This window comes from Flavobacterium sp. ASV13, assembly GCF_000745775.1.
In the GTDB taxonomy this organism is placed as follows: Bacteria; Bacteroidota; Bacteroidia; order Flavobacteriales; family Flavobacteriaceae; genus Flavobacterium.
Genome location: NZ_JQJY01000002.1, coordinates 380,146 through 404,203, shown reverse-complemented (window position 1 = coordinate 404,203; position 24,058 = coordinate 380,146). Strand labels below are relative to the sequence as shown.

The window sequence follows — 24,058 nt, the reverse complement described above, 5'->3', positions numbered from 1 at the left end:
ATTATTTAATGCAAAAATTCGTGAATTCGTGGCGGAATCTTTATTTTTAACGAATCTTATATTCCTTGAAAATGAAAATTCTTCACCGCTTTTTTGCCTTTTTTATAATCACGACAATTGGTTTTTCTCAATCGAAACCCAAAGAAAGTTTTAGTATAGAAAATGGCGTTTCAGAGCAATTGGCTCAATTTCGCAAAAAACAAATTTCAGATGTTCAATACGAATTGTCTTTTGAAATTCCGAATAAGAAAATCGAAGAGATCAATTCAGCTTTAACGGTAAATCTGAATTTATCAGACGTGCGCCAACCTCTTGTTTTTGATTTTAAAGAGAAATCTCAAAATATAAAATCAGTTTCGGCAAACGGGAAAAATATTGCAATCATTCATGAAAACGGGCATATTGTAATTCCTGCTGAAAATTTAATTTTAGGAAAAAATGCCATTACAATTTCCTTTATCGCGGGAAATTTGTCTTTAAACCGAAATGATGATTTTCTGTACACTTTATTAGTTCCGGATCGCGCAAGCACTTTATTTCCATGTTTTGATCAGCCGGATTTAAAAGCAACTTATAAACTGAGTCTTTCTGTTCCAAAAGATTGGACGGTTTTGGCTGGCGCCGATGTAAAAGAGAAAGTCGAAAAAGGCGATTTTACTTCGTACACTTTTGGAGAATCGGATAAAATGAGTACCTATTTATTTTCATTTGTGGCAGGAAAATTCAAAAGCGTTACGGAAAAGCCAGGTTTAGAAATGACAATGCTGTATCGAGAAAATAATGAAGAGAAAATAAAAATAAGCACTGATACAATTTTCAATTTGCATCAGCAATCTTTAGACTTTTTAGAAAAATATACCAATTATAAATTCCCTTTTCAGAAGTTGGATTTCGCTTCAATTCCCGTTTTTCAATATGGCGGAATGGAGCATGTTGGAGCAATTCAGTACAGAGAATCGACTTTATTCTTGGATAACAGCGCAACCGACAGTGAAAAATTAAACCGTGCAAAATTAATCGCGCATGAAACTTCACATATGTGGTTTGGCGATTTGGTAACGATGAAATGGTTTGATGATGTCTGGATGAAAGAGGTTTTTGCCAACTTTATGGCCGATAAAATCATGAACCCGATTTTTCCGAAAATCAATCATAATCTGCAGTTTTTTAGTACGCATTATGCCAGCGCTTACGCGGAAGATCGATCTTTGGGAACACATCCGATAAGACAACATTTAGCGAATTTGAAGGATGCTGGATCACTTTATGGCGCGATGATTTACAACAAAGCGCCGATTATGATGCGTCAATTAGAAGCTTCAATGGGAAAAGAACCTTTCCAAAAAGGAATTCAAAAATACATTCAGAAATACGCCAACGACAATGCGGATTGGAATAATCTTGTAGAAATTCTGGATGCTGAAACGCCTTTGGATATGAAGAAATGGAGCGAGGTTTGGGTAAACAAATCGGGAAGAGCTATTTTCTCAGATAAAATTGAATATGATGCTAAAAACAGAATCAAGAAGTTTGAAATTACGCAGCAAGCAGAAGACAAATCAGATAATATTTGGCCTCAGATTTTTCAGATTGGTTTAGTTTATTCTAATAATGTAAAAGTTCTAACAGCAAATATTAAAGATAAAAACTTGATTCTAAAAGAAGCTATCGGACTCGAAAAACCGCTTACTATTATTTACAATTATAATGGTTTTGGATACGGTGTTTTTCCGCTTGACGGGAATAATTTAAATTATATTTCTTCTTTAAAAGATGAGGTTGCTAGAGCTTCTGCTTATAGTAATCTTTATGAAAATACGCTTATCGGAAATGTTTCTCCAGAAAAAGCTTTTGATTGTTTTGTAAAAGGAATTCAGAGTGAAGAAAACGAATTGGTTTTACGAATAGTTTCTAATAATTTGAATACGATTTATTGGAGATTCTTCACAGAAAAACAGCAAAACAAAGTTCAGAAACAGCTTGAAGATATTCTGTACAGTCGTTTGCAGGCTAATTTATCAGCTAATATCAAAAAGACATTATTTGGATTGTTTAGTTCGATTGCGTATTCAGATTCGGCGAAAGCCAAATTATATCAGATTTGGAATAAAGAAGTTGTGATTCAGAATTTGAAATTGAACGAAGACGATTTTACCAATATGGCAATGAATCTGGCGATTTTCAAACATGAAAAAGCCGATGAAATTTTAGAGAAAACAAGAACAACAATCACAAATCCGGATAAAAAGAAGCGATTTGAATTTTTGCTTCCATCATTATCAAAAGACGAATCCGTTCGAAATGCCTTTATAGAATCGTTAAAAGATGATGCCAATCGTGAAAAAGAAGCATGGGTTTCTGTGGGATTAGCGAATGTTAATCATCCGCTTCGTCAGGAAAGTGCGCAAAAATATATTAGATTTTCACTAGATTTGGTAGAAGAAATCCAACGCACGGGAGATATTTTCTTTCCGAAAGACTGGTTGGATAATACAGTTGGAAGATATTCGTCGAAATATGCTTTTGATGAAGTGCAGCGATTCTTGAAAGAAAACCCTAATTTTAGTCCGATCTTGAAACGTAAATTATTTATGGCGACAGATTTGCTTTATAAAGCGCAAAATATTAAAAAAGAAACCGAATGAAAATTGAATCGGAAATAGAGAAAGTCTCCAGTTTTCAGCATCTTGAAATGCTGGCAAATCAGGTTGTGGAAGGTTTTATATCCGGAATGCACAAGAGTCCGTTTCATGGATTTTCGGCCGAATTTGCCGAGCATAAAGTCTATAACGCAGGCGAAAGCACCAAACATATCGATTGGAAATTATTCGCCAAAACGGATCGTTTGTACACAAAACGTTTTGAGGAAGAAACCAATTTACGTTGTCATTTGATTGTCGATAATTCGTCATCGATGCATTATCCTGAACTCAAATCAAATCAGCCTTTTTATGAAAAGAAGATTGGTTTTGCGGTTTTGGCTTCGGCGGTTTTAATGAATATCTTAAAGAAACAGCGCGATGCCGTTGGTTTGAGCGTTTTCTCCGATAAATACGAATATTACGCGCCAGAAAAAGGAAGCGATCGTCACCATAGAATGCTTTTGAACAAACTGGAAGAATTATTAGTTCAGCCAAAAGTCAAAAAAACGACCGACACGATTACTTATCTGCACCAAATAGCAGAGAAAATGCACCGTCGTTCGATGATTATTTTGTTTACCGATATGTTTCAAACGGAAGATGAAGAGAAATTATTCAACGCTTTACAACATTTAAAGCACAATAAACATAAAGTGGTTTTGTTTCATGTGGTTGATAGTCAAACCGAAATGAAGTTTGATTTTGATAATGCACCAAGAAAATTTATCGATTTAGAATCGGGAGAAGAGGTTTCAATTTTTGCAGATAATGTAAAAGCAGAATATGAAAAAAGGGTAGAAGCTTATTTTAAAAACCTGGCTTTAACCTGTGCGAAGAACCAAATTAAGTACGTTTCGGTAAATGTGGGCGATAATTTTGAAAAAATATTGACTACTTATTTGGTTGAAAAACAAAACTTTGGATAATATTTTAAAGAAATATTTAATTTTTTTTACAAAAACACTTGCAGAAACGAAATTCTGTTATATCTTTGCAACCGCAATAACGCAGAGGTTTGGTAGTTCAGTTGGTTAGAATACATGCCTGTCACGCATGGGGTCGCGGGTTCGAGTCCCGTCCAGACCGCAATATTGGGAAAAGCCTTTCTATTAAGAAAGGCTTTTTTGCCCAAAAACGGTATCTAAGATTAGTTGTGTTGTTTTGCTACGACTTTGTAACTCGTAGCTGGTTTAGTAGTTAGACCAATGAAAAGCTTTCCACTTTTGTGGATGGCTTTTTTGATTTAAGACACTTTTGTATTTAACCGCAAAGGACACTAAGATTTACGCAAAGTCCGCAAAGTTTTTTTAAGCTTTGCGGACTTTGTGTTTTTAACCTTGCTCCCGATAGCTATCGGGATTGCGGTTAAAAAGAAAGAAAATACTTCTTTTTTAAATTTAGTATCAATTTTTAAAATATTGGAATTTAACCAATTAAAAATTTCTCAATTTTTATTCGCAAAAACGCTTGCAGAAACGAAATTCTATTGTATTTTTGCACTCGCAATAACGCAGGGTTTGGTAGTTCAGTTGGTTAGAATACATGCCTGTCACGCATGGGGTCGCGGGTTCGAGTCCCGTCCAGACCGCCTAAGTTGTTAAAAATGCCTATCATTATGATAGGCATTTTTTTTTTACATTAAATTTTGATTTATGTTTTACGTTTATATAATTTATTCTAAAACTTTTGATGTTTATTACAAAGGTTTTAGCGAAGATGTTTCTCAGAGATTATTATATCATAATGAAAATAGAAGTAGGTATACTTCAAATAAAGGACCATGGGAGTTGGTTTACTTGAAAGCATTTGAAACTAAAAAAGAAGCTTTGGTTGAAGAATTGAGATTGAAAAAGTTAAATAGAAAATCACTCGAAGCTTTAATTAAGGAGTATAAATAAAAAAGGTAAAGTAGGTTAGAAGACATGTCTGTCATCTCGTCTAGGGACGAGACGGGTTCGAGTCCTCTCGTTTTCAAAAACGAGACCAAGTTGTTTAAAATGCCTCTCATTACGAGAGGCATTTTTTTTATATAAACTTTGCGAGGTTTAACCGCAAAGAGCGCAATCCCGATAGCTATCGGGATACGCAAAGTTCGCAAAGGTTTATTCATATAGCTTTGCGAACTTTGCGTTTATGAGCGTGATGTTAGAAAAAAGACCTTGCGTGCTTTGCGGTTAAATTTCTCCTATCTTTATATTATGGAACAATCAACATTCAAAGTAGACAAATATTACATCAAAAAAGTAGATGCCGATAAAAAAAGCATTTACTGTCATCATGATATAATGGGCGAATTGTTTGTTCCATGGCATAAACACGATAAAGCTCAAATGCTATACGCAGAAGGCGATGTGGTTTTTGTGACAACTGAAACAAAATCGTACTTTTTGCCTGCAAGACATTTTATCTGGATTCCGGCTGGACTGGAACACAGCATTGAGCCAAAGTCAGAACATGTGATGATGCGAAATTTATATTTTCCGGTTGAAAAAGATGAAGATCAATTCTACAAAAGAGAAGGGATTTATCCGGTTAATAATTTGCTGCTCCAAATGATGATGTTTACCAATCAATGGAACGGAGATTTGAAAAAAGGCTCTCCGAGTTTTACAATTGCAAAAGCCATAAAAGCGATTCTTCCTCAAATTTGCACTAATAATTTACCTTTAGAATTACCACAGCCAAAAGACAAGCGACTCGGAAAAATTCTGCGTTATGTGGAGAATAATCTTGGCGAAACAATTCTGTTTGCCGATGTTGCACATGAATTTGGTTTCAGCGAACGCTCTTTGTATCGCTTGTTTCAAAAAGATCTCAAAATGTCATTTATTCAATATTATACTATTCGAAGAATCCTCAAAGCAATCGAACTTCTGTTAGAGAGAAAGCTTTCGGTAAAAGAGGTAGCTCAAGAAGTTGGTTATAATAGTGTTCCGACTTTCAGTAATACTTTTTTCAAGATTTTAGGACAAAGACCTTCCGATTACTTAAATGGGGAAGAGATTTTAGAACGAAAATAATTTTTGTATTTCATAATTTATTTAATTTTTCAACAAACTGTTTTTCAGTGTTTTGATATAACGTTTTCGGAAAATTCAATTTTAACATTTGTCCGAAATGAATATGTTATTGACTTTTTAGAATCATCCGCCAAGAAAAAAATGAAGGAACTTTGCACCATAAAATATTTATGTATTCATGTTCCTTACAAATTTAAAAGAAGATTGTTTCCCCAGAAGCTTTTGGTTGCTGATAATTGTTTTGACATTCAGTAGTTTACAAGCGCAAGAGATTCGTACGGTTTCTTTACAAGAAGCGATGAAACTGGCGAAGGAAAACAACAAGAAAGTACTTAAATCTCAACTAGAGATTACGCTCGCTGAGCAAAACATCAAAGAAAGAAAAGAACTTAGATTGCCAGATGTAGAATTAAAAGGCATGTATTCGAGAATTACCAACATTACCGAATTTAAAGGAAATGGTTTCTTGAATGGAAAAGAAGTTACGAAAGCAATTCCTGAAATCTACGAGGTGAATTCGACTTTTAAAATGCCAATTTACGCTGGAAACAAGATCAACAACGCGATTAAAATTGCCAATCAGGAAAACGAAATTGCAAAAATTAAATCGGAAAAAACAGAAAATGATATTGAATTGGAAGTAGTGGCAAACTATCTGGCGATTTATAAAATGATGGAACTTCAAAAAATATTTGAAGAAAACATCAAAGAAGAAAAAAACCGATTAAAAGAAGTGCAATCGTTACAGAAACACGGAACAGTAACCAAAAACGAAGTTATTCGTGCCGAATTACAGCTTTCTGATCGAGAGTTGAATGCGCTTACAAATTCCAAAAACATAAAAATAGCGCTTCACGATTTGAAGACTTTGATTCAGATTCCGGAAAATGAAGAAATCGCGATTGATACAACGTCAAGTTTAGACGAAATGAATGGTTTGGATCCGTATGATTTTTATATGAATAAAGCCTTGCAAAACGAAGAAATGAGAATTGCTAGCCAGGAATTAAACATCAGCAAAACGGAACTGAAATTGGTAAAAGGAAACTATCTGCCAAGTGTTCACTTCTTCGGGAACTATGGTTTTTATTATCCAAACTATAAATTCTTTCCGCCAAATCCGTATTTGTACACTTTAGGCCAGGTTGGAATTGAAGCTTCTTTTGATCTTTCTTCTTTGTATAAAAACAAAACCAAGACAGATCAGGCAAATACTAAAATTAAATGGCAGGAAATGCAGTCTGAAATCATAAAAGATGAAATTCAGGATCAGCTGTATAAAGAACATACACAATATCAGGAAATCCTTGAAAAGTTTGTGGTCGTTGACAAAGCTTTGGATTTAGCCGAAGAAAACTACCGAATAGTAAAGTTGAAATACTTAAACCAATTGGTTTTAATTACAGAAATGGTAGATGCTGATAATGCTTTGCTTCAGGCGAAATACAACAAAATCTCTACTCATTTGGATGCGGTTTTGAAACATTATGAGTTGCTCCATACGGCTGGGATAATGCCTCAGAGTTAGAAGTCAGAAGAAAGAGGCAAGAAGCAAGAGACAAGATTTAAAGAATTAAGATAAAAGAGAATAGGAAAGATGGTTAAGATAAAAAATGAAACTAGAAGAAATAGAACGTTTCATATACTAATAACAATTATTGCATGTACGCTGGTAATAAGCGGTATTATTTTGGGAATTTGGTTTTATGTGTTTAACCGAAATCACGAAGAAACCAATGATGCTCAGGTTGAACAATACGTTACGCCAATTATGTCGAGAATTACGGGTTATGTTCAGGAAGTTCGTTTTGACGAAAACCAGTTTGTGCATAAAGGCGATACTTTGGTCGTGATCGATAATAGAGAATATAAATCCAAATTGAATGTGGCTTTGGCCGATGTTCAGAACGCAAAACAAAATAGTGTTGTGGCAGAGAAAAATGCAATTAATACAGCAAGCGCAACGGCAATTAACGAATCGCAATTGGACGCTGCAAAGTCGAATCTTTGGAAAACAAAATTAGAATACGACAGGTATAAAGCTTTGGTTAAAGAAGAAGCTGCAACTTTTCAACAATTAGAAAAAGTCCGCGCCGATTATGAATCGGCACAAGCGCATTTTTCGGAAATGAAAAACAGAATTCATTCGGCTACTTTGAGTACTTCTGTTGCCGAAGCGAATGTTCCGACAACACAGACCAATATTGCTTCGAAACAAGCTGTTGCTGATAATGCTGCATTGTTTCTTTCGTATACGGTAATTACGGCGCCTTATGATGGCTGGGTTGGAAAACGAACTTTACAGCCAGGACAAATGGTGAAAGAAGGTCAGTCTCTGCTTTCTATCGTGAGTAGAGAAAAATGGATCACAGCTAATTTCAAAGAAACGCAATTACAATATTTAACGGTTGGTCAAGAAGTTGAAATCAAAGCCGATGCGGTAAACGACAAAGTTTTTGTGGGAACAATTGCTTCTTTATCGCCTGCAAGTGGCGCGAGATTTTCGTTGCTTCCTCCAGATAATGCGACAGGAAACTTCGTGAAAATTGAACAAAGAATTCCGGTTCGAATTCAGTTAAAAGAACAAGACAAACAAATCGATTTTTTAAGAGCAGGAATGAATATTACAATAGTTGCTGCACACAAATAAAATGGAAGATAAAAGTATATTTAAATCCTGGGTTCCAAAGTGGGCGATCATTATTATTTTGTTCGTTTGTCTTTTGCATTCCATGATTTTATTGGGAGTTTATACGTCGAACGTAACGTATGCGGCAAGTTTTCTGGATATTGAACCTGAAGATTTGCAGTTTGCGATGTGCGTAACGTACGGAACTTTACTGGCTACAATTTTGATAGAAAGTCGATTTTCGAGTTTTTTCCCTGCAAAAAATTACCTGATGGCGGTTTATTCCTTAATCGGAATTACGATTGTTTCGTCGGCGTATATTACCAGTTTTCCTGTTTTTTTATTGATGAGAGTTGCCGAAGGAATTCTGATGGCACTTCCGGTAATCACAATCAGACAATTGCTTATTGAGCAATTCAATACTAAAAATGCCATTATTATTGGATTTTCATTTTACTACGGCGCGCTGTTGTTGTCTACGCCGTTTATTATGAATATTGCCGTTTGGTTTCTCGATCATTACGACTGGAAATACATGTTGTATGTTTCGGGCGGACTTCAGGTTTTAAACGTCTTTTTAATCTTAGTTACTTTCAGAGGGCACCGAATCACAAAGAAAATTCCGTTGTATCAAATTGATTGGATGAGTTATTTTTTGGTTTTAATTTCAATTCTTTGCGGTGCCTACTTTTTTGTTTATGCGGAGAAAAAATATTGGTTACAGTCTTCAGAAATGGTTTTAATACTGATGATTTCGCTCATTACAGGCGGATTGTTCATCTTTAAAGAACGTTTGGTAAAAAGACCGAGTTTCAATTTTGAAGTTCTGAAATATGCCAATCTTAGAATTGGGTTTTTATTGTTTTTTCTTTTTTATATCAGCAGGGCAACGCTGAGTCTTTGTCATTCGGCGATGTTTTCGATTTGGAATTGGGATCCGTCGCGTGTTGCGGGCGTGCAGTACATAAACGGATTAGGAAATGTAATCGGACTTGTTTTGGCTGCTTTTTTTCTGATGAAATCCGTTTCGACTAAAATTATTTTCATGATTGGTTTTACGCTTATTGCTATTTTCCACTTCTGGTTTACGTTTCTTTTTGTGCCAGATGTTGCGCTAAGCGATATTATCATTCCCTATATTTTGCAAGGAATCGGTGTTGGGTTTTTATTTGTTCCGCTCATCTTATTTACCACATCATCGGTTCCGGCAAATATGGCGGTTTCTTCTGGAATTGTTGGGGTTTCGGGACGTTTTTGGGGAAGTACGATTGGTTTCTGTGTAATGCAGAATGCGATGGTTTTCTTGAATAAAAAACACTTCTTGAAACTAAGTCAATTCGTAACAGGAGAAAATACAGAAGCGCAGCAAACTATTGCTTCCACAACACAAAGTTTTGTTGCCAAAGGATATTCCGCAGATAATGCGAATGTTTTAGCCATGAAAAAGATTTTCGGAACCGTTGCGAAACAATCAACTTTATTGGCTGATATGGAAATTTATACGATTGTGGGTTATGGTTTGTTGGTTTTGATTATTCTGATTGCCTGTAACCAACATTTAAGGCAAACTATGACTTTGGTGAAAAGTAAGATTTGGATTGGCTAATGATTTAACGAATCTTGTTTTATTTCTCGTTTAGTAAATTGTCAATTTTCAGGGATAGTTTTTTAGCTCCGATTTTGTTTAAATGATCGGCGTCATAAAAATCAGTGTCTTCAAATGATTTATCACTTAAAAAGTTATAGTAAGATGCATTTGGACTGCTTTTAACTAATCGATTTATGAAATTAATGGTTGCATAAAGTTGTGCAGCATTTAAATTTTCAACATATGTTTTATTAGCCGGGCAGGTGATGAAAATTACTTTTGCATTCTTTGAATTGGCTAATTGCACAATGTTTTTAAGGATTTTGGTATTTTCTTTAAAATATAAATTGTCATGTATATTTTGGGTGTGCCTTTTAGCTGCCGACTTTCCTGTTTCAACTAAATCTTTTTTCTTGGTTGAGCTGTAAATTACGCCCGATCCATATTTATTGCATGTAATATTTTTAACCTTGTGATGGATGTAGTATTCTTTGATGCGTTCAATGTTGTCGCTAATCTTTCCATTAAATAATTCGAAATGATTTGAACGGTTATAATTGTTGCCTGTATTTATATGATAGTAAATAATATAGTTTTTGATTCTCCAACTTTCAATTCCGGTTTCCAGTTTAGAGAAAAGAGAAAAATAATCGATAGGAATTATAATGTATTTTAGTTTTTTAAGCCTTAATTCATATTTTTTTAAAATCTCATAATCGTAATCCAAAGATTGTGAAATAGCAGCACTATTAAAGGCTTTGTGGTTCATAAATTGCGGATCAACGCCATAATAAGTATGTGAACTTCCTAGAATCAAAGTTTCAATTTCGCCTGAATTTTCGTCCAGATATTTATTTTTGAATAAATAGTCATTTGGAATATTGGTAAGCATTAATTCCATAAACGCCAGGCCCAGAAATACAGGGAATAAGAAAAAGATGCTGTTTACAATGAATTTTCGCATAACTAAAATTGGAAGTAAATAAATTGTTGTTCTGAACCCGAAAAATACAATATTGTAATTACTAAAATGTAATAAAATCCCCAGCGGACTGCTTTGCTCTTGATTGGTAATTTAGATAGTGCAAACTCATTTTCTCTGCCTAACCATTCGATAATCATGAATAGAAGTATGATCAGCATCAATTTTTTTGGCAGTATTTCCGGTTTGGTAAAAAGTGTTTGCGAGAATATTTTAGCGATAAAATGATACGCATGTCGTATACTTTCTGATCTAAAGAAAATCCATGCGAAAACTGTCAATCCAAAAGTGATGAGAATGGAGAAGAATTCTTTAAAACTCGGCAGTATTTTACCTTGTGCGGCTATATCGAGATTGTTTCTGTTTGTTTTAAAAATAATCGAAGGCATTATAAATAAAGCATTTAAAAATCCCCAGGCGATAAACGTCCAGTTTGCGCCATGCCAAAAACCGCTTACAATAAAAATAATAAAGGTATTTCGAATTGTTTTCCAAATTCCGCCTTTACTTCCTCCCAAGGGAATATACAAATAGTCTTTAAACCAACTTGAAAGCGATATGTGCCAGCGTCTCCAAAATTCTGCAATATCTCTTGAGAAATAAGGAAACGCAAAGTTTTTTAGTAAATCAATCCCTAAAAGGCGAGCAACTCCTAATGCTATATCAGAATAGCCTGAGAAATCTCCATAGATTTGAAAAGCAAAGAATACGGCTCCTAATAAAAGTGTACTTCCCGAATAGCCATCAGAATTATTAAAAATAGAATTTGCATAAACTGCACAAGAATCTGCAATGACAACTTTCTTAAATAATCCCCATAAAATTTGTCTTAATCCGTCAATTGCTTGTAGATAATCAAATTTTCTTTTTTGTTTAATTTGAGGCAGAAGATGCGTTGCTCTTTCAATTGGTCCAGCAACCAATAATGGAAAAAAAGAAACGAAAACCGAATAATTGATAAAGCTTTCTTCGGCTTTGATTCGGTTTTTATAAATATCAATTACATAAGATAAGCCGTGAAAAGTATAAAACGAAATCCCAACAGGAAGAATAACTTTTAAAGTCCATGGATTGACCTGAAGCCCAAAATGTGAAATTGCTTTGGCGAAGGAATCAGCAAAAAAGTTATAATATTTAAAGACGCCCAAAAAGCCTAAATTGATCGTAACACTGATCCAAAACCAATTTCTTTTTGCGACGGGATTCAATGTATTTTGCATTTTTAATCCTGTAAAATAATCCAGCAGCGTCGAAAATACTAAAAGAAATAAAAAACGCCAATCCCAGAAAGCATAAAAGAAATAACTGGAAACCAATAGTAAAATGTTTTGATACTGAAGTGATTTTTTGCCAATAAGCCAATAAAGGATAAATATTATAGGCAAGAATATCGCGAAATCAATCGAGTTAAAAAGCATTGTACTGTTTTATTTGGGGTTACTCTTCTGAGTTGTTTTACGATTTAAAATATGGGTGCAAATAACGACTTTTTCTGTTATCTGTCATAACTTTTATGTTTATTGAATGAGTCAAAAAAATCAGCCATAGATTATAAGATTTAAGAAATAAAAAATCTGAGCAAATCTGCTTAAATCTTTTTATCCCGATAGCAATCGGGATTGCGAGATTCAAAAAAAACTCCAGGAGAAACCTGCCGTGACCCCGCAGAAAATAAGTATCTTGCAGCCGTTAAAAAAATAAAATAAATATATGAGCCAGCAATGTGTAATTTTTGATATGGACGGCGTTATTTGCCATACCAATCCCGATCATGCAAAAGCTTTTCAAGCATTCTTTGACAAATACCAGATTCCTCATTCAGAGAAAGAATTTGAAGAACATATGTACGGAAAACATAACGGATATATCATGACACATTTCTTCAAACGTCCCATTACAGGAGAAGAATTGACCAAACTTGAAGATGAAAAAGAAGCGATGTTTCGTGAGATTTATAAAGACAAAGTCGAAACGATTCCACATTATTTAGCGTTTTTAAACGAGCTAAAATCCCGCGGATTTAAAACAGCCGTTGGAACATCTGCTCCACGTGCCAATTTGGATTTGATTGCGAATGCTTTGAAACTAGGCGAAAAAATGGATTCGATGATGTCAAGTGAAGACGTTACGTTTCATAAACCAAATCCGGAAGTTTATCTAAAATCGGCTGAGCGTGTTGGAGTTTCACCGTCGGATTGTGTGGTTTTTGAAGATTCTTTTTCGGGCGTTACGGCAGGATTAAATGCAGGAATGAAAGTGGTTGGAGTTTTGAGTTCGCATACAAAAGAACAGCTTCCGCCATGCGATTTTTATATTAATGATTATAGTGAAATTAACGTTGACAAAATTCTAGAGCTTTTGGGTAAAAAGTAATTAATATTTTAAACTTTGCGACTCTGCGACTTTGCGAGAGATTTATAAGTACAAAAATACATGCTTTAAAAATTAATCTCGCAAAGTTGTAAAGTCGCAGAGTCGCAAAGTTTTTCAATAATTTTCCTCCAAAAAAGCAATCCAGCCTTTTTCAAATTCTTCGGGTTTTATATTCAATGTTTTTTCGATATTCCCAAATGAAGCAATCAATTTTGGCAGTATATCTTTTCCCCATTTTTTGGTAAGATATTCAATTATGGTATAGCCAATATTGTAAATCTGATTGCTGTGATTTAGTTCTTCTAAAGTCAGATTTTTGCTTTTGGTATATTTTACGCTTAGTGAATTCACTTCTCCTGCTTCAAAAATACTGATCGATTCCCAAAGCCAACGCGGATATTCGGCTCCAAACTTTTTATCAAATTCCTTGTCAAAAGTAAGTCGGTCTTGTGTGATAATCGTTTCTTTTGCCTTGTCGATTAATATATTTAATTGAACACAATGCGTAAATTCATGAACGGCGGTTTTAAGCGGATCATCTGGAAAAACAGAATTAAACCAGTTTGTCCAAACAAAATGAAATTCATTTGGTCCGCGGCTTGTACCGTTTACGTTTCCGTTTAAACCAGTCGCAAGACTGAATTTTTGATGAGAACCGTAAACAAAAACCTTTATCAGTTCGTGTTTTATATCTTTTAAATCAGTTCTGATTTTCGAATAATTGTTCTCAAGATTTTTGCTGATTTTTTCAGCATCATTTTTATAAATTCCACTATAAGAAACAATAAAATGTTCCGATTTAAGAGTTTGAATTTCTTGCTCAACGGTAAAGTTTCGTATCATTTTTGAAATGAAAAAAACAGCAATAATTCCTAAAATTAAAACTAATAATTTCTTTTTTCTCATGTGTTTTAATTGGATTTGTTTGAAATGTAAAACAACTAAAATATTGATAATTAAGTTTTTATAATTTCAAAAATAAGAATATTTTAAACAATAAAACACAAAAAAAAATTAAGCGAGTTTTTGAATTATTTGCAGTTTTTAGTAGAGATTTTTTATGTGGATTTATTTCTTCAATTTCAAATACTTTCTCGGAACGCTTAGAAATTCTTGATAACAAGTATTACTTGGGCAATTATCATTTAATACAGAATGTTCAGCAATTCTGATTGTTACATTTCCATCTCCTTCATCGATTCCACTGAAAGTTTCGCCAGCTTTAAAGGTTCTATCCTGAATTCCAACTACGCCACCAACCGTTATTTGAGTTGTATATGGAATAATGAATTCAAAATTTCCTTCTACACGCGTATTTTCTTCTGAAGAACAGCCAAGAATACCTAAAGTCAAAATCAAGAAACAAATTATTTTTTTCATAGCAATCTTTTTAGTTAGAGAATTGAATATCAAAATGGTTGAATTGAAGTTTTTTTAATTTTTCTTCTAATATGGTGTTGAGTAACGCTCTACTAAAAAAAAGCTAGTACTTCCGTCTTTGTTGGTTGTTGTTTTAATATCAAAAAAATATCTCCTTTTAATTGGAGTATTAATATCCATTGTGCCGCACCAGTTCCAAGCTGCTGCCACTGAAGGAAGTTCCTTTAATTTTTTGTTGTTTGAGATGCCACTTATTTCCCGAAATGTTTGATCACCGCCAAAGTTCATTTTTTTGAAATTAAGGAAAGTTGTCGAGTTTTCGTTTTTTAAATGACCAATAAAATTTTTGGCTATAATCAAGGAATCAATATCCGAGCCGGTTTTGTTGTAAAATTTTATGCGAAAACTGTCGTCTGCAGAGGTACTTTCTTCTGAAGAACAAGCCAGAATTCCTAAAGTCAAAATCAAGAAGCAAATCATTTTTTTCATAACAATCTTTTTTTAATAGATGTTTGAATATCAAAATGGTTGCGTAGAATTGGGAAGAATTTTTTTGTTTAAATTTATTTAGAGATATTTTTTATCTGGATATTTCTAAAATCAATCGGGGAACGCTCATAATTCAAAGAAATTTTGCCTTCAGTTGCAGAAGCTTCCGTGCATTCATTTACTAGTTTTCCGTTCAAATATTGCTTGATTTTTCCGTTGAAAGATTTAATGACAACCAAATTCCATTCACCATATGGTTTTTCGTTCTCTAAAAACTTAGGAGAAACCACACTTGCTCCGGCTTCAACTAATTTTCCATTTACTTTTGCTGTTACGTTATCCAAAAAGATAAAATCTCCGGTAGTTTTTTCTTTTATTTGAAACTGAATTCCTTTTGGCCAAATTCTGTCCGAAGCATCTAACGGAATATTATACATCACGCCGCTGTTTTTCACGCCTTTCATTTTGTATTTCTCGTCGAGATTCCATCTATATTCAAGGGCAAGCTCAAAGTTTTTATAGCTTTTTTTGGTTATCAAACAACTTGGATCTTCGCCATGCATGCGAATCATTCCGTCTGTGAACTCATAAACATTTGAAGGCTCTTGTTGTGCGGTATTAGATTTTGTAAAAGCATACCAATCGTTTATTTCTAAACTTTTTTGCTGAACAAGACATGAATTTAAAATAAAAAGTAGAGCAAAAGCAAAAGTTGATTTTTTGAACATGATTATAAGTTTGAAACGAAATATTCGTTTGATTGACGATTTTTAAAAAGTAAAAATAATTATATCGAATAATATAAAAATGCGGAGTTCTGTTTTTTTTGTTTTGAAAATTATAATAACGATTTGAGAGTTAAAGATTTTGGTTATTTAACAGGAAAGATGTTTTCTTTTATGTTTCGTCTACATTGAAAACAGTTTTGTTGGAATTCGAAGGTAAATGGGGAAAATCATTATGTGCTTTATTTAGCAAAATAATTGTTTTTTAAATACTTTATTAAAGTATATAGTATAATTATTGAAAAACATGACACGCTTAAAATCAATAAGCCATCAGTCAGTTTGTTGTCTATTTCAAATATTTTTGAAATAAAAAAAATCGTTATGGATAGTGCACCGATTATTCTCAAAAAGAATCTTTTATGATTTTTATTCATAATAAAAAAATTAAGTTTAACGCATGTCAAAAGTAAGTTTTTTTTTAATAAAAAACGCAATTATTGATGTGGTTATAAGCGGTTTGATTAATCTTGATTAGAGAATTTGTATTTTAACAAACAGCTTCTGAGTTTTATTTCAAAGGAAAATCAAGCAATTCTTTAAGATCAATATCTAAAGCATTTGCTATACGTATAAGAGTTTTTATACCTGTATTTATTTCAGCTCTTTCAATTCTGCCAATTTGATTTCTTGGAATATCACAATCATCAGCTAAATCTTGCTGTGATAACTCTTTTTTTTCACGGAGTTGTCTAATGTGAATCCCAAGATTTGTAATAAAAATGTCTTCTGAAATATTCATATTTCAAAAGTCATAACAATTATTTTTTAATACGACACAAATTTGTGTCAAAAATTTTTATATTTGAACAAAAAATAAGACAATGGCTACAGAAAACTTTTCAAAAGAAGTCGAAACACGACTAAAAGATTTTTTTACTCATGTGATAAATTCAGATGATATGGCAAAAACAATTCGCCAAGTAAATTATACGCTTTCGTTATGTGCAATGAGAGGATGCGAAACTGTGGAATCTGAAATAGAAAATATTGAAGATAGTTTTTACTGGCTCAATAAACTGGCAGAAGTTTTAGATCCTTATTTAGAGGTTGATTAAAAAATGCATTTAAAGCACAGTTCATTTCGACGAAAGGAGAAACCAAAACAGCAAAACCGACAAAAATTTCGAGTGATTTCCGCAATTTTATTCATGTGTACAAACCGTTGGTGATGCTGAAAATCTCCTTTCGTCAAGGTGACAATCTTTGTGGCTACTTTGTCTTCAAGGGATTGAAATCCCTAGCTACAAAATAAATCATTCCTTCGGAATTTTATATAGCGTTCCGTAGGAACAAATTATATTGTAGGGATGGATTTCAATCCATCTTCGCAATCATAATCGTCATTTTTGTTGTGCCTGGGAATGACAAGATTTATGTTGTTTTGTGGTTTCTTTGAAAACTTTAGTTATTATTTTTTAATTTACAAAAAATGATTTTAAGGGTATAATTGCTTGTTTATTGTGTTGGTCATTTCTTGTATTCTTTCTGTAAACTTTATTTGGGCTTCCTTGTTTACGTCTAATATTAAATTTAGGTTTAAGGGGGCTATAGGTTCTCCTGTTAATTGTTGTTCTTTAATCTTTTCGATTTGAGATTTTACATGATAAGGGAAATTCCATAATTCTTCAACAAGATCTGAAGCCATTCCTGCCAAATAGATTTTTAAATCTGAATACTCTTCAGTGATGAAGGTACTTTTTACTTCAATCATCCAATTTAATAATTGTTCAAATATCTGTGAGTATTTTATCGATGTGTAATATAGTCCTTTAATGTCAGAAGGTTTTCCAGGTTCATTAACAAATTTGTTTATAGCTGGAAATAAATTATTGATATAGCTAATTATTGATTCTAATGAATTAAGACGGTTTAATCCCCAGCTAGCCAATTCTTCGACTTCACGGATAAAATGTTTAGGCTCTACTAAAATTGAATACTCAATATCATTTTTTAAAAATTCTTTTTTTTCAATTTCATCTATAAACGTTTGATAAAGAAATTGAAACTCATACAGATTATTTTTTTCAATTAAAATTTTCAAACATTTGTCGCTTACTTTTAATTTGAAAAATTCATCAATATTTTTATCTAATATACTTTTGACTTTTAAACTATCTTTAAATAAGTATGATAATTGAATTTTCAATGTTTCGATTATTTCTTTTGATTGTTCGAAAGGAAAGACCCATAGATTTTTCTTAGTTCGAATATCATCTATAAATTCAAATATTTTAGTATTGTCGACAAATTTTGAAAAATTACCGTCTTTATTTTCTTTCCAAAAGCTCAATGTGTTTAAAACATTTTTATCGATAAAACAAAAAACAGGAATTCCTTTTTGTTTAGCAGTTAAAAATTCTGTATTTGTAATAGATCGACCAGTATCTATTACATTTCCATATCTGTTCCCTACCACTAAGACTAAAATATCTGCGTTTTCTGTTACATTTTTCATGCAATTTTCGACAGCATTTAGCTCTGGGGAAACTGGAAAACTATTATATTCAGATAATATTGGATTGTGTCCACTTTCTGCTATAAAATCATAAATATTTGTTCTTAATTGCGAAAGGTCATAGCAAGTTGAACTAACAAAAATGTTAAGCTTGTTCATAAAGTTAAATAGTTTGTAATTAATTTTTAAAGCTATTTCAAAAATAAAAATAGTAAAAGGTAAAACAGATTTATAGTAAATCTTTTATCAACAACTTTAACAACAAAAAAAATGTAGTAAAAACAAAAAAGCTTCTGAAAAAATCTTCAGAAGCTTTGTTTAAGTGCGGATAATAGAAGTACCATCTGTTTTTGTATTGAAATCTAAATTATTTTATAATTACCTTAAAATAGTGGCTTTATAAAGATTTTTGCATGATTTAATTAATTTTAATTCAACTAAATTAACATGCATAACAAAGATATGGGGGTAAAATTGGGGGTAAAATTAATATATTTTTTCTATCTTTGAAGAAAACAATATATGGCTTCAATAAATTACAGAATAAGACGAGGAAAATCTGATTGGTGCTCTATCTATATAAGATTTAAACTTGACAGTCAAAATGATTTTGAAGCAAAAACAGGTTTGGAATGCCCTAAAGACAGATGGAGCATATCAAAACAAGAAGTACTGCCAACAACTGAGTTAAACCACAAAGAAGTCAATAAGAAATTAGCGGAACTTCAAAGTTATATTAGGAATGAGTATGAAAGTACAAAAATTTCTGAAGCTACAATTAAAATAAATAACCAGTGGCTAAAATTAAAAGTTGGGTTATTTTTTAATAGTCAAGACATTGCTATTGAAGAAAAGCAAAAATTATTCTTTACAAACTTCGCAGATACTTTTATAATAGAATCAGTTACAAGAAGAGGAAAAGACGGAAACTTAATAAAGCCTAGAACAATTCAGGACTATAAAACAACATTGTCTAAAATTATTGAATTTGAAAACTTCTATAACATCAAATTAAAAATAAGTGAAATTGACCTTGAATTTCATAGAAAATTTACAGCTTATATTGAACAAAAAAATGTCGTTAAGAGCAATACAATTGGGGGATACATTTCAATAATAAAATTGATTTGTAACGATGCAAAAAGACAAGGATTAGATGTCTCAAATGAATTATATACTAGAGAATTTTACAAACCAAAAAACAAAACCAACGATATATATTTAAAAGAACATGAAATTAATACAATTTTTGAATTTAATTTTAAGACTGACTTTTTAGATAATGCTAGAGATTGGTTTATAATTGGACTTAGAACAGGATTGAGAATTTCAGATTTTCTAAAATTAACAAAAGAAAATCTAGAAGACGGATTTATATTTAAGACGACTTTAAAAACAGATTTTCCAGTAATTATTCCTATTCATGAACAAGTTGAAAAAATACTGAACAAAAGAAATGGAGAATTTCCTAGAATGATAAGTGACCAAAATTTTAATAAATACATTAAAATTATAGCTGAAAAAGTAGGCTTAACCGAAGTGGTTGAAGGTGCTCGAAAGAAAAAAATTGAAATTGAAGAAAATGGAAAGAAGAAAAAACTTTATAGAAAGATAGATGGGAAATATCCTAAATTCGAACTTGTCAGCTCTCATATTTGCAGGAGAAGTTTTGCAACGAACTTATATGGAAAATTAGATACTATGACAATAATGAAAATTACTGGACACGCTACCGAAAAACAGTTTCTTTCCTATATTAAAATAACTCCAAAAGAATATGCGGAAAAGCTGAAAGCATTGTGGGAAAAACAGAAAATATTAATATAGTTAAAAGCCTCTTTAATCGGAGGCTTTCTTCTTTTATAAACACATTGGGTAATCTTCTAAATTAGAAATGTAAAAGTATGTTTAAAGGGAGTAATTTATTTTGGGAATTTCGTCAATTAAGAATGTTTAGTGTTTTTTTTGATTGTGTTTGACGTTTTCTTTTTTCTTAAATTTTTGCAAAATAGACAGTTTTTTTAAATAATTTGCCGTACCTCTGTAGCAGAAAATAAAAATGTATCCGATTCTTCAAAAAAAGAATCACGAATTCTCAAAAAGAGAATACCAACCTGTTTTATTGAAAAATTTTAAAAGGTGGTTTATAGCGATACGGGTAATTTAATACCAAATAAAAAAATCTAAAGATGAAAAAAAACTACTGCAACTTGGCATTAGAAAACGTTCTGTTTCGAATGTCTGACCCAATTGTAACAATTGCACCTAAGCAATTTGTTGTTTGCTTCCCTTTTCATTTTACATTCTGTAATTCCTTAACCCTTAAGGAGCAGTTTATGTTTTGTATCTATTTTGATTTTTTTTATTCAAGCAAAAAAACAAATAATTATTAACTAAATAGATAACTAAATATGAATATGCAAAATGTACAAATGCTTAATTTGTCAATTTCCGATTTAACAAACCTAATTGCTGAATGTTTAAAAGCAGAATTAGAAAAAAATAATCCAATTAAAAATAAAGCTACAGTCGAGACTACAAATCATTTATTGTCTCGAAAAGAGGTAAGTGAAATGCTAAAAGTTTCTTACACAACTCTCTTTCACTGGAACAATGATGGTACTCTGCCTGCTCAAAAATTAGGGAATAGGGTATATTATCAAGAAAGTCAAATTCTTGACCGACTAAAGAAGCCATCGAATAACTTATAAAATCTATTTTTTAATACATAAAATGGAAACTACTTTATAAGGCTAATATACTTAGAATAGAATATTTTAATTAACCAGAATAGCAATGTTTTTGCATTTGCGATGCTATTGCTATGCCCAATTTTAAAAAATGAAAGAATACTACATTTACAAACTAAAAAATGTCGACTTACAAGAAAGAGTAAAACATTTTCAGCCAGATTTTGATTTTAATATTGATTTTGGATATTTAATAATCCACTTTATAATTCAGAGTATGGCATATAAAATAGATAAAACATATTCGGATGTGTACAAACCATATATTCCCTTGTCGTCTATTTTATTGCAGTCGTACAATCATGATTACAGAAACCATATTCGTTATTTAGGAGAAAATTTCCCTTCAATTGGAAACATACTAGAGAGGCAAAATTATAGAGAGGGACGCTCTTACTCTTATAGATTAAGACCTTTTTATCAGAATGTGCAATTAGAGCCATATTTAATAACGGATAGATTCTTAAGCAGAAAGCTGAAATCTAATTCACTAAAAGATGTTCCAATTGAAATAAGAAAAAATTGCAATTTTTTAGTTAATTGCTTTGATTCAGAACTGCTTACAATTGATTTTCAGAAAGCCCTAGATTTAAATTCTGATGAGTTGGAAGAGAAGGGCAATTTGAAAAAATATTTTGTAAATGCTTTTAAAATATTGAAAATCAAAAATGGGGAGTACCATATGAGTCTAAACCCTTTAACTGATGGGCGATTTCATTCAAATATAACAGGTTTCCCAAAACAATTTCGTAAGTTTTTGAAATATAATGGTGAAAAATTGGCAGAAATTGATATTTCGACATCAGTCCCAACATTTTTGTATTATTTCCTACAGAACTATAAATCTAATTCTTCTTCTCATATAAAAAATATTATAAAAGATAAAGAATATTATAATCATTATATGTTAGTAAAAGACTCTGTAAGCCTTGATAATATTGAAATTCACAGTTTTGGGAATAAGATTTTAAATGGGCTATTATATCGTGATTTTCAATTAAAACTTCAGGAGTTTCATGCATTAGAGGATACTTATCACGACTGGCAATTTAATGAATACTTTTTTCCGCAATTAAGCGATGCTAATTGTAGTAAAACACTTAGAATAAGGGATTTGACTTTAAGGGAAGCTAAAAGTGCTTTATTGTCAATGCTGAATGCTAAAAATGGCACTTTTAATTTAGAAGAGATAAGTTTTAAAGACTCATTTCCTACCATTTTAAAGTTTGTAAAATCTTTTAAAAAAGGGAATCATTTAAACTTCTCTCGATTAATGTTACAAATGGAGAGTTATTTTATGTTGAACATTATAGCAAGAAGGCTAAGTAATAAGTTTAAAAAAAAACTGCCATTTTTTACCTTACATGATTGTATTGTAGTCGTGGAATCAAAAATTGATGTAGTTTATGATTTTATGGAAGGAACTTTTGAAACGGAATTAGGATTTATTCCAGTGATGAAAATAAAGACTTGGGATTAATCTTTATGATTATAGTTATAAAATCTTTTTTGCAAGACAATTTAAAGTTAAATGACACAGAAAAGTGAACCTTTAAGCGATTAATTAAATTTTAATTAATGATACGCATTTTAGTTAATCATGGGCAGTTAAAAATACATAATCAGATATTTCACATAATATGAGAAAAATTATTACAACAAAAAGCAAGGAGTCTATTTTATCTATTGAAGATACATTGGCATTTATAGAATGTTTAGATTTAGCATTAAGGAACACAAGTACTGAGATGTTGAAAGAAATTTTTGAAAAATTTGATTTAATTGACCATTTTGAATCAGGTGATTTTTTATCAATGAGTAGATTTGTTTTTAAGAGGTACAATAATCATGAGGAAAAAATTCAAGTAGTTAAAGTTGAACACAGAAATACATATTGCGTTGCTTGCTCATTTGGCAAAAAAGTAAAGGCTTATGATATTGAATACAAAAAAGAAGATTCTAATATCTCCATTGTGTATAATTCAAGTTTTGCAATTAATTTGGAAATTTTTGAAGGAGAACTAATTAATTACAGTTGGTGTAATGCTTTTTTGAGTAAAGAAGAAATGAAAAACATTTTAGAAATTAAATAAATCTGCAATTTCTATGTTTAAAGCTGTAGCTATATTTTTAACATGAATAATTGAAGTATTTAGTACTCCTCTTTCCAAACGTGAAACTTGACTAATTTCTACTTCAAGAATATCAGCTAAGTTTTGTTGAGTAAGCCCCTTCAAAGTTCTTATTCGTTTTAGATTTTCTCCAAAACCTTTTAAGTAATATTTATCTTTTTCACTTCGCACAATCAAAAGTGATAATTATGCATAAAAAAATTATGGGCAGATTTGCTTATATTTGGCTTTTTTATAATTGAATGTTGTATGGGGCAACATTTAATTATGGATTTCCATAAATAAAAAAATATACGCTTAAATAGATTTGTATAAAATTTATAATTGCAACGATGAGAAAAATAATATTAGTAATACTAATTTTTGTTCCTACAGTAATAATTGGACAAATAGATAAGCAGAAAATCATCTCAAAATTTGTTATAACCAATGGGACTAAAAATGGTAATGACATTACAGGGCTTCTACTAGAACAACAAGCGTACTTAGTATTTTATGCAGAGGATGACAATGGTCTTTGTCTAGCAAATGTTTGGGTGAAAAATAATTCAAAAAGTTATGGTAAAGTGTTAGACAAAATGTATCATAAATCAGAAGTCATGTCTATGGAGTTTGAGTCTAATATCCTTAGTTTCAAATGGAATTACGAAAACACGTATAATAATAAACAGGGGACTGCTAATGTAGAATTAGTTATGATAAATAAACCTATAGGTAAAGTATTTATGATGACTATAATCTCTGAGAATTCAGACGTTTTGAGATATAATGGATATGTTGAAGGAAGTCTTATTTTAAATTAATATTCAAAAATAATTATAAAAACCGTT

General features: G+C 31.7%; 23 protein-coding genes and 2 tRNA genes. 16 read left to right on the top strand and 9 right to left on the bottom strand.

Translation table 11 applies throughout. From position 1 onward, the window contains the following. Nucleotides 1–71: 71 nt before the first annotated feature. The 9 genes from GQ47_RS05540 to GQ47_RS05500 all read left to right on the top strand — a co-directional run bounded on the left by GQ47_RS05540 (nt 72) and on the right by GQ47_RS05500 (nt 9,897). On the top strand, nt 72–2,645 hold the full coding sequence (locus GQ47_RS05540; protein ID WP_035646005.1) for a M1 family aminopeptidase: 2,574 nt from the start codon (nt 72–74) through the stop codon (nt 2,643–2,645). Beyond that, on the top strand, nt 2,642–3,568 hold the full coding sequence (locus GQ47_RS05535; protein ID WP_035646003.1) for a DUF58 domain-containing protein: 927 nt from the start codon (nt 2,642–2,644) through the stop codon (nt 3,566–3,568). Before GQ47_RS05540 ends, GQ47_RS05535 begins: the two co-directional genes overlap by 4 nt. Nucleotides 3,569–3,654: 86 nt before the next feature. Beyond that, nucleotides 3,655–3,728, top strand: a tRNA-Asp gene (locus tag GQ47_RS05530). 428 nt (nt 3,729–4,156) lie between these two features. Further along, nucleotides 4,157–4,230, top strand: a tRNA-Asp gene (locus GQ47_RS05525). Nucleotides 4,231–4,294: 64 nt separating this feature from the next. Continuing rightward, nucleotides 4,295–4,540, top strand: coding sequence for a GIY-YIG nuclease family protein (locus tag GQ47_RS05520; protein WP_035646000.1), 246 nt, complete (start codon nt 4,295–4,297; stop codon nt 4,538–4,540). Between the two features lie 300 nt (nt 4,541–4,840). Further along, entirely contained in the window at nt 4,841–5,662 is an 822-nt protein-coding gene (locus GQ47_RS05515) for a helix-turn-helix transcriptional regulator (protein WP_035645996.1), read from the top strand. A gap of 178 nt (nt 5,663–5,840) precedes the next feature. Next, on the top strand, nt 5,841–7,190 hold the full coding sequence (locus GQ47_RS05510; RefSeq protein WP_035645994.1) for a TolC family protein: 1,350 nt from the start codon (nt 5,841–5,843) through the stop codon (nt 7,188–7,190). A gap of 69 nt (nt 7,191–7,259) precedes the next feature. Beyond that, a complete protein-coding gene (locus tag GQ47_RS05505) occupies nt 7,260–8,312 on the top strand; it encodes an HlyD family secretion protein (RefSeq protein WP_035645992.1) in 1,053 nt (350 codons plus the stop codon). Nucleotide 8,313: 1 nt separating this feature from the next. After that, nucleotides 8,314–9,897 carry an MFS transporter gene (locus tag GQ47_RS05500; RefSeq protein ID WP_035645988.1) on the top strand — a complete coding sequence of 528 codons (1,584 nt, stop codon included), beginning with the start codon at nt 8,314–8,316 and terminating at the stop codon, nt 9,895–9,897. A 19-nt stretch (nt 9,898–9,916) separates the two neighbouring features. Here the strand turns inward: GQ47_RS05500 and GQ47_RS05495 are convergent, their stop codons facing one another. After that, nucleotides 9,917–10,843 (bottom strand): hypothetical protein, encoded by a 927-nt coding sequence (locus GQ47_RS05495; RefSeq protein WP_152560994.1) that lies wholly within the window; start codon nt 10,841–10,843, stop codon nt 9,917–9,919. 2 nt (nt 10,844–10,845) lie between these two features. Further along, complete coding sequence (locus tag GQ47_RS05490; RefSeq protein WP_035645983.1) at nt 10,846–12,279, bottom strand: MBOAT family O-acyltransferase; 1,434 nt, start codon at nt 12,277–12,279, stop codon at nt 10,846–10,848. Between the two features lie 292 nt (nt 12,280–12,571). Here GQ47_RS05490 and GQ47_RS05485 point away from each other — a divergent pair, with 292 nt between their 5' ends. Then, nucleotides 12,572–13,234, top strand: a complete 663-nt coding sequence (locus tag GQ47_RS05485; RefSeq protein WP_035645982.1) for an HAD family hydrolase — start codon at nt 12,572–12,574, stop codon at nt 13,232–13,234. 114 nt (nt 13,235–13,348) lie between these two features. Here the strand turns inward: GQ47_RS05485 and GQ47_RS05480 are convergent, their stop codons facing one another. From GQ47_RS05480 to GQ47_RS05460, 5 genes are all read right to left on the bottom strand, one after another. Further along, nucleotides 13,349–14,140: a DUF6055 domain-containing protein gene (locus GQ47_RS05480; RefSeq protein ID WP_035645981.1), complete on the bottom strand. Its 792-nt coding sequence runs from the start codon at nt 14,138–14,140 to the stop codon at nt 13,349–13,351. Nucleotides 14,141–14,302: 162 nt separating this feature from the next. Continuing rightward, nucleotides 14,303–14,614 carry a hypothetical protein gene (locus GQ47_RS05475; RefSeq protein WP_035645979.1) on the bottom strand — a complete coding sequence of 104 codons (312 nt, stop codon included), beginning with the start codon at nt 14,612–14,614 and terminating at the stop codon, nt 14,303–14,305. Between the two features lie 66 nt (nt 14,615–14,680). Further along, a complete protein-coding gene (locus tag GQ47_RS05470) occupies nt 14,681–15,103 on the bottom strand; it encodes a hypothetical protein (RefSeq protein WP_035645976.1) in 423 nt (140 codons plus the stop codon). Between the two features lie 74 nt (nt 15,104–15,177). Next, complete coding sequence (locus tag GQ47_RS05465; protein WP_035645972.1) at nt 15,178–15,831, bottom strand: 3-keto-disaccharide hydrolase; 654 nt, start codon at nt 15,829–15,831, stop codon at nt 15,178–15,180. A gap of 568 nt (nt 15,832–16,399) precedes the next feature. Continuing rightward, nucleotides 16,400–16,630: a helix-turn-helix domain-containing protein gene (locus GQ47_RS05460; RefSeq protein WP_035645969.1), complete on the bottom strand. Its 231-nt coding sequence runs from the start codon at nt 16,628–16,630 to the stop codon at nt 16,400–16,402. 82 nt (nt 16,631–16,712) lie between these two features. Between GQ47_RS05460 and GQ47_RS05455 the strand changes: the two genes are divergently transcribed. Continuing rightward, a complete protein-coding gene (locus GQ47_RS05455; RefSeq protein WP_035645967.1) occupies nt 16,713–16,946 on the top strand; it encodes a hypothetical protein in 234 nt (77 codons plus the stop codon). Nucleotides 16,947–17,326: 380 nt separating this feature from the next. Here the strand turns inward: GQ47_RS05455 and GQ47_RS05450 are convergent, their stop codons facing one another. Further along, a complete protein-coding gene (locus GQ47_RS05450; RefSeq protein WP_035645965.1) occupies nt 17,327–18,505 on the bottom strand; it encodes a DUF4062 domain-containing protein in 1,179 nt (392 codons plus the stop codon). 363 nt (nt 18,506–18,868) lie between these two features. Here GQ47_RS05450 and GQ47_RS05445 point away from each other — a divergent pair, with 363 nt between their 5' ends. The 4 genes from GQ47_RS05445 (at nt 18,869) to GQ47_RS05430 (ending at nt 23,189) form a co-directional block, all read left to right on the top strand. Next, complete coding sequence (locus GQ47_RS05445; protein WP_035645963.1) at nt 18,869–20,173, top strand: tyrosine-type recombinase/integrase; 1,305 nt, start codon at nt 18,869–18,871, stop codon at nt 20,171–20,173. A 584-nt stretch (nt 20,174–20,757) separates the two neighbouring features. Beyond that, nucleotides 20,758–21,057, top strand: a complete 300-nt coding sequence (locus GQ47_RS05440) for a helix-turn-helix transcriptional regulator (RefSeq protein ID WP_051951379.1) — start codon at nt 20,758–20,760, stop codon at nt 21,055–21,057. Nucleotides 21,058–21,313: 256 nt separating this feature from the next. Then, nucleotides 21,314–22,576, top strand: coding sequence for a hypothetical protein (locus GQ47_RS05435; protein WP_152560993.1), 1,263 nt, complete (start codon nt 21,314–21,316; stop codon nt 22,574–22,576). Nucleotides 22,577–22,736: 160 nt separating this feature from the next. Beyond that, nucleotides 22,737–23,189: a hypothetical protein gene (locus tag GQ47_RS05430; RefSeq protein ID WP_035645959.1), complete on the top strand. Its 453-nt coding sequence runs from the start codon at nt 22,737–22,739 to the stop codon at nt 23,187–23,189. Here the strand turns inward: GQ47_RS05430 and GQ47_RS05425 are convergent. After that, nucleotides 23,175–23,399 carry a helix-turn-helix domain-containing protein gene (locus GQ47_RS05425; RefSeq protein WP_035645956.1) on the bottom strand — a complete coding sequence of 75 codons (225 nt, stop codon included), beginning with the start codon at nt 23,397–23,399 and terminating at the stop codon, nt 23,175–23,177. The two genes, GQ47_RS05430 and GQ47_RS05425, sit on opposite strands and share 15 nt — an antisense overlap. A 161-nt stretch (nt 23,400–23,560) precedes the next feature. Between GQ47_RS05425 and GQ47_RS05420 the strand changes: the two genes are divergently transcribed. Then, a complete protein-coding gene (locus GQ47_RS05420) occupies nt 23,561–24,031 on the top strand; it encodes a hypothetical protein (protein WP_035645953.1) in 471 nt (156 codons plus the stop codon). Nucleotides 24,032–24,058 lie beyond the last annotated feature (27 nt).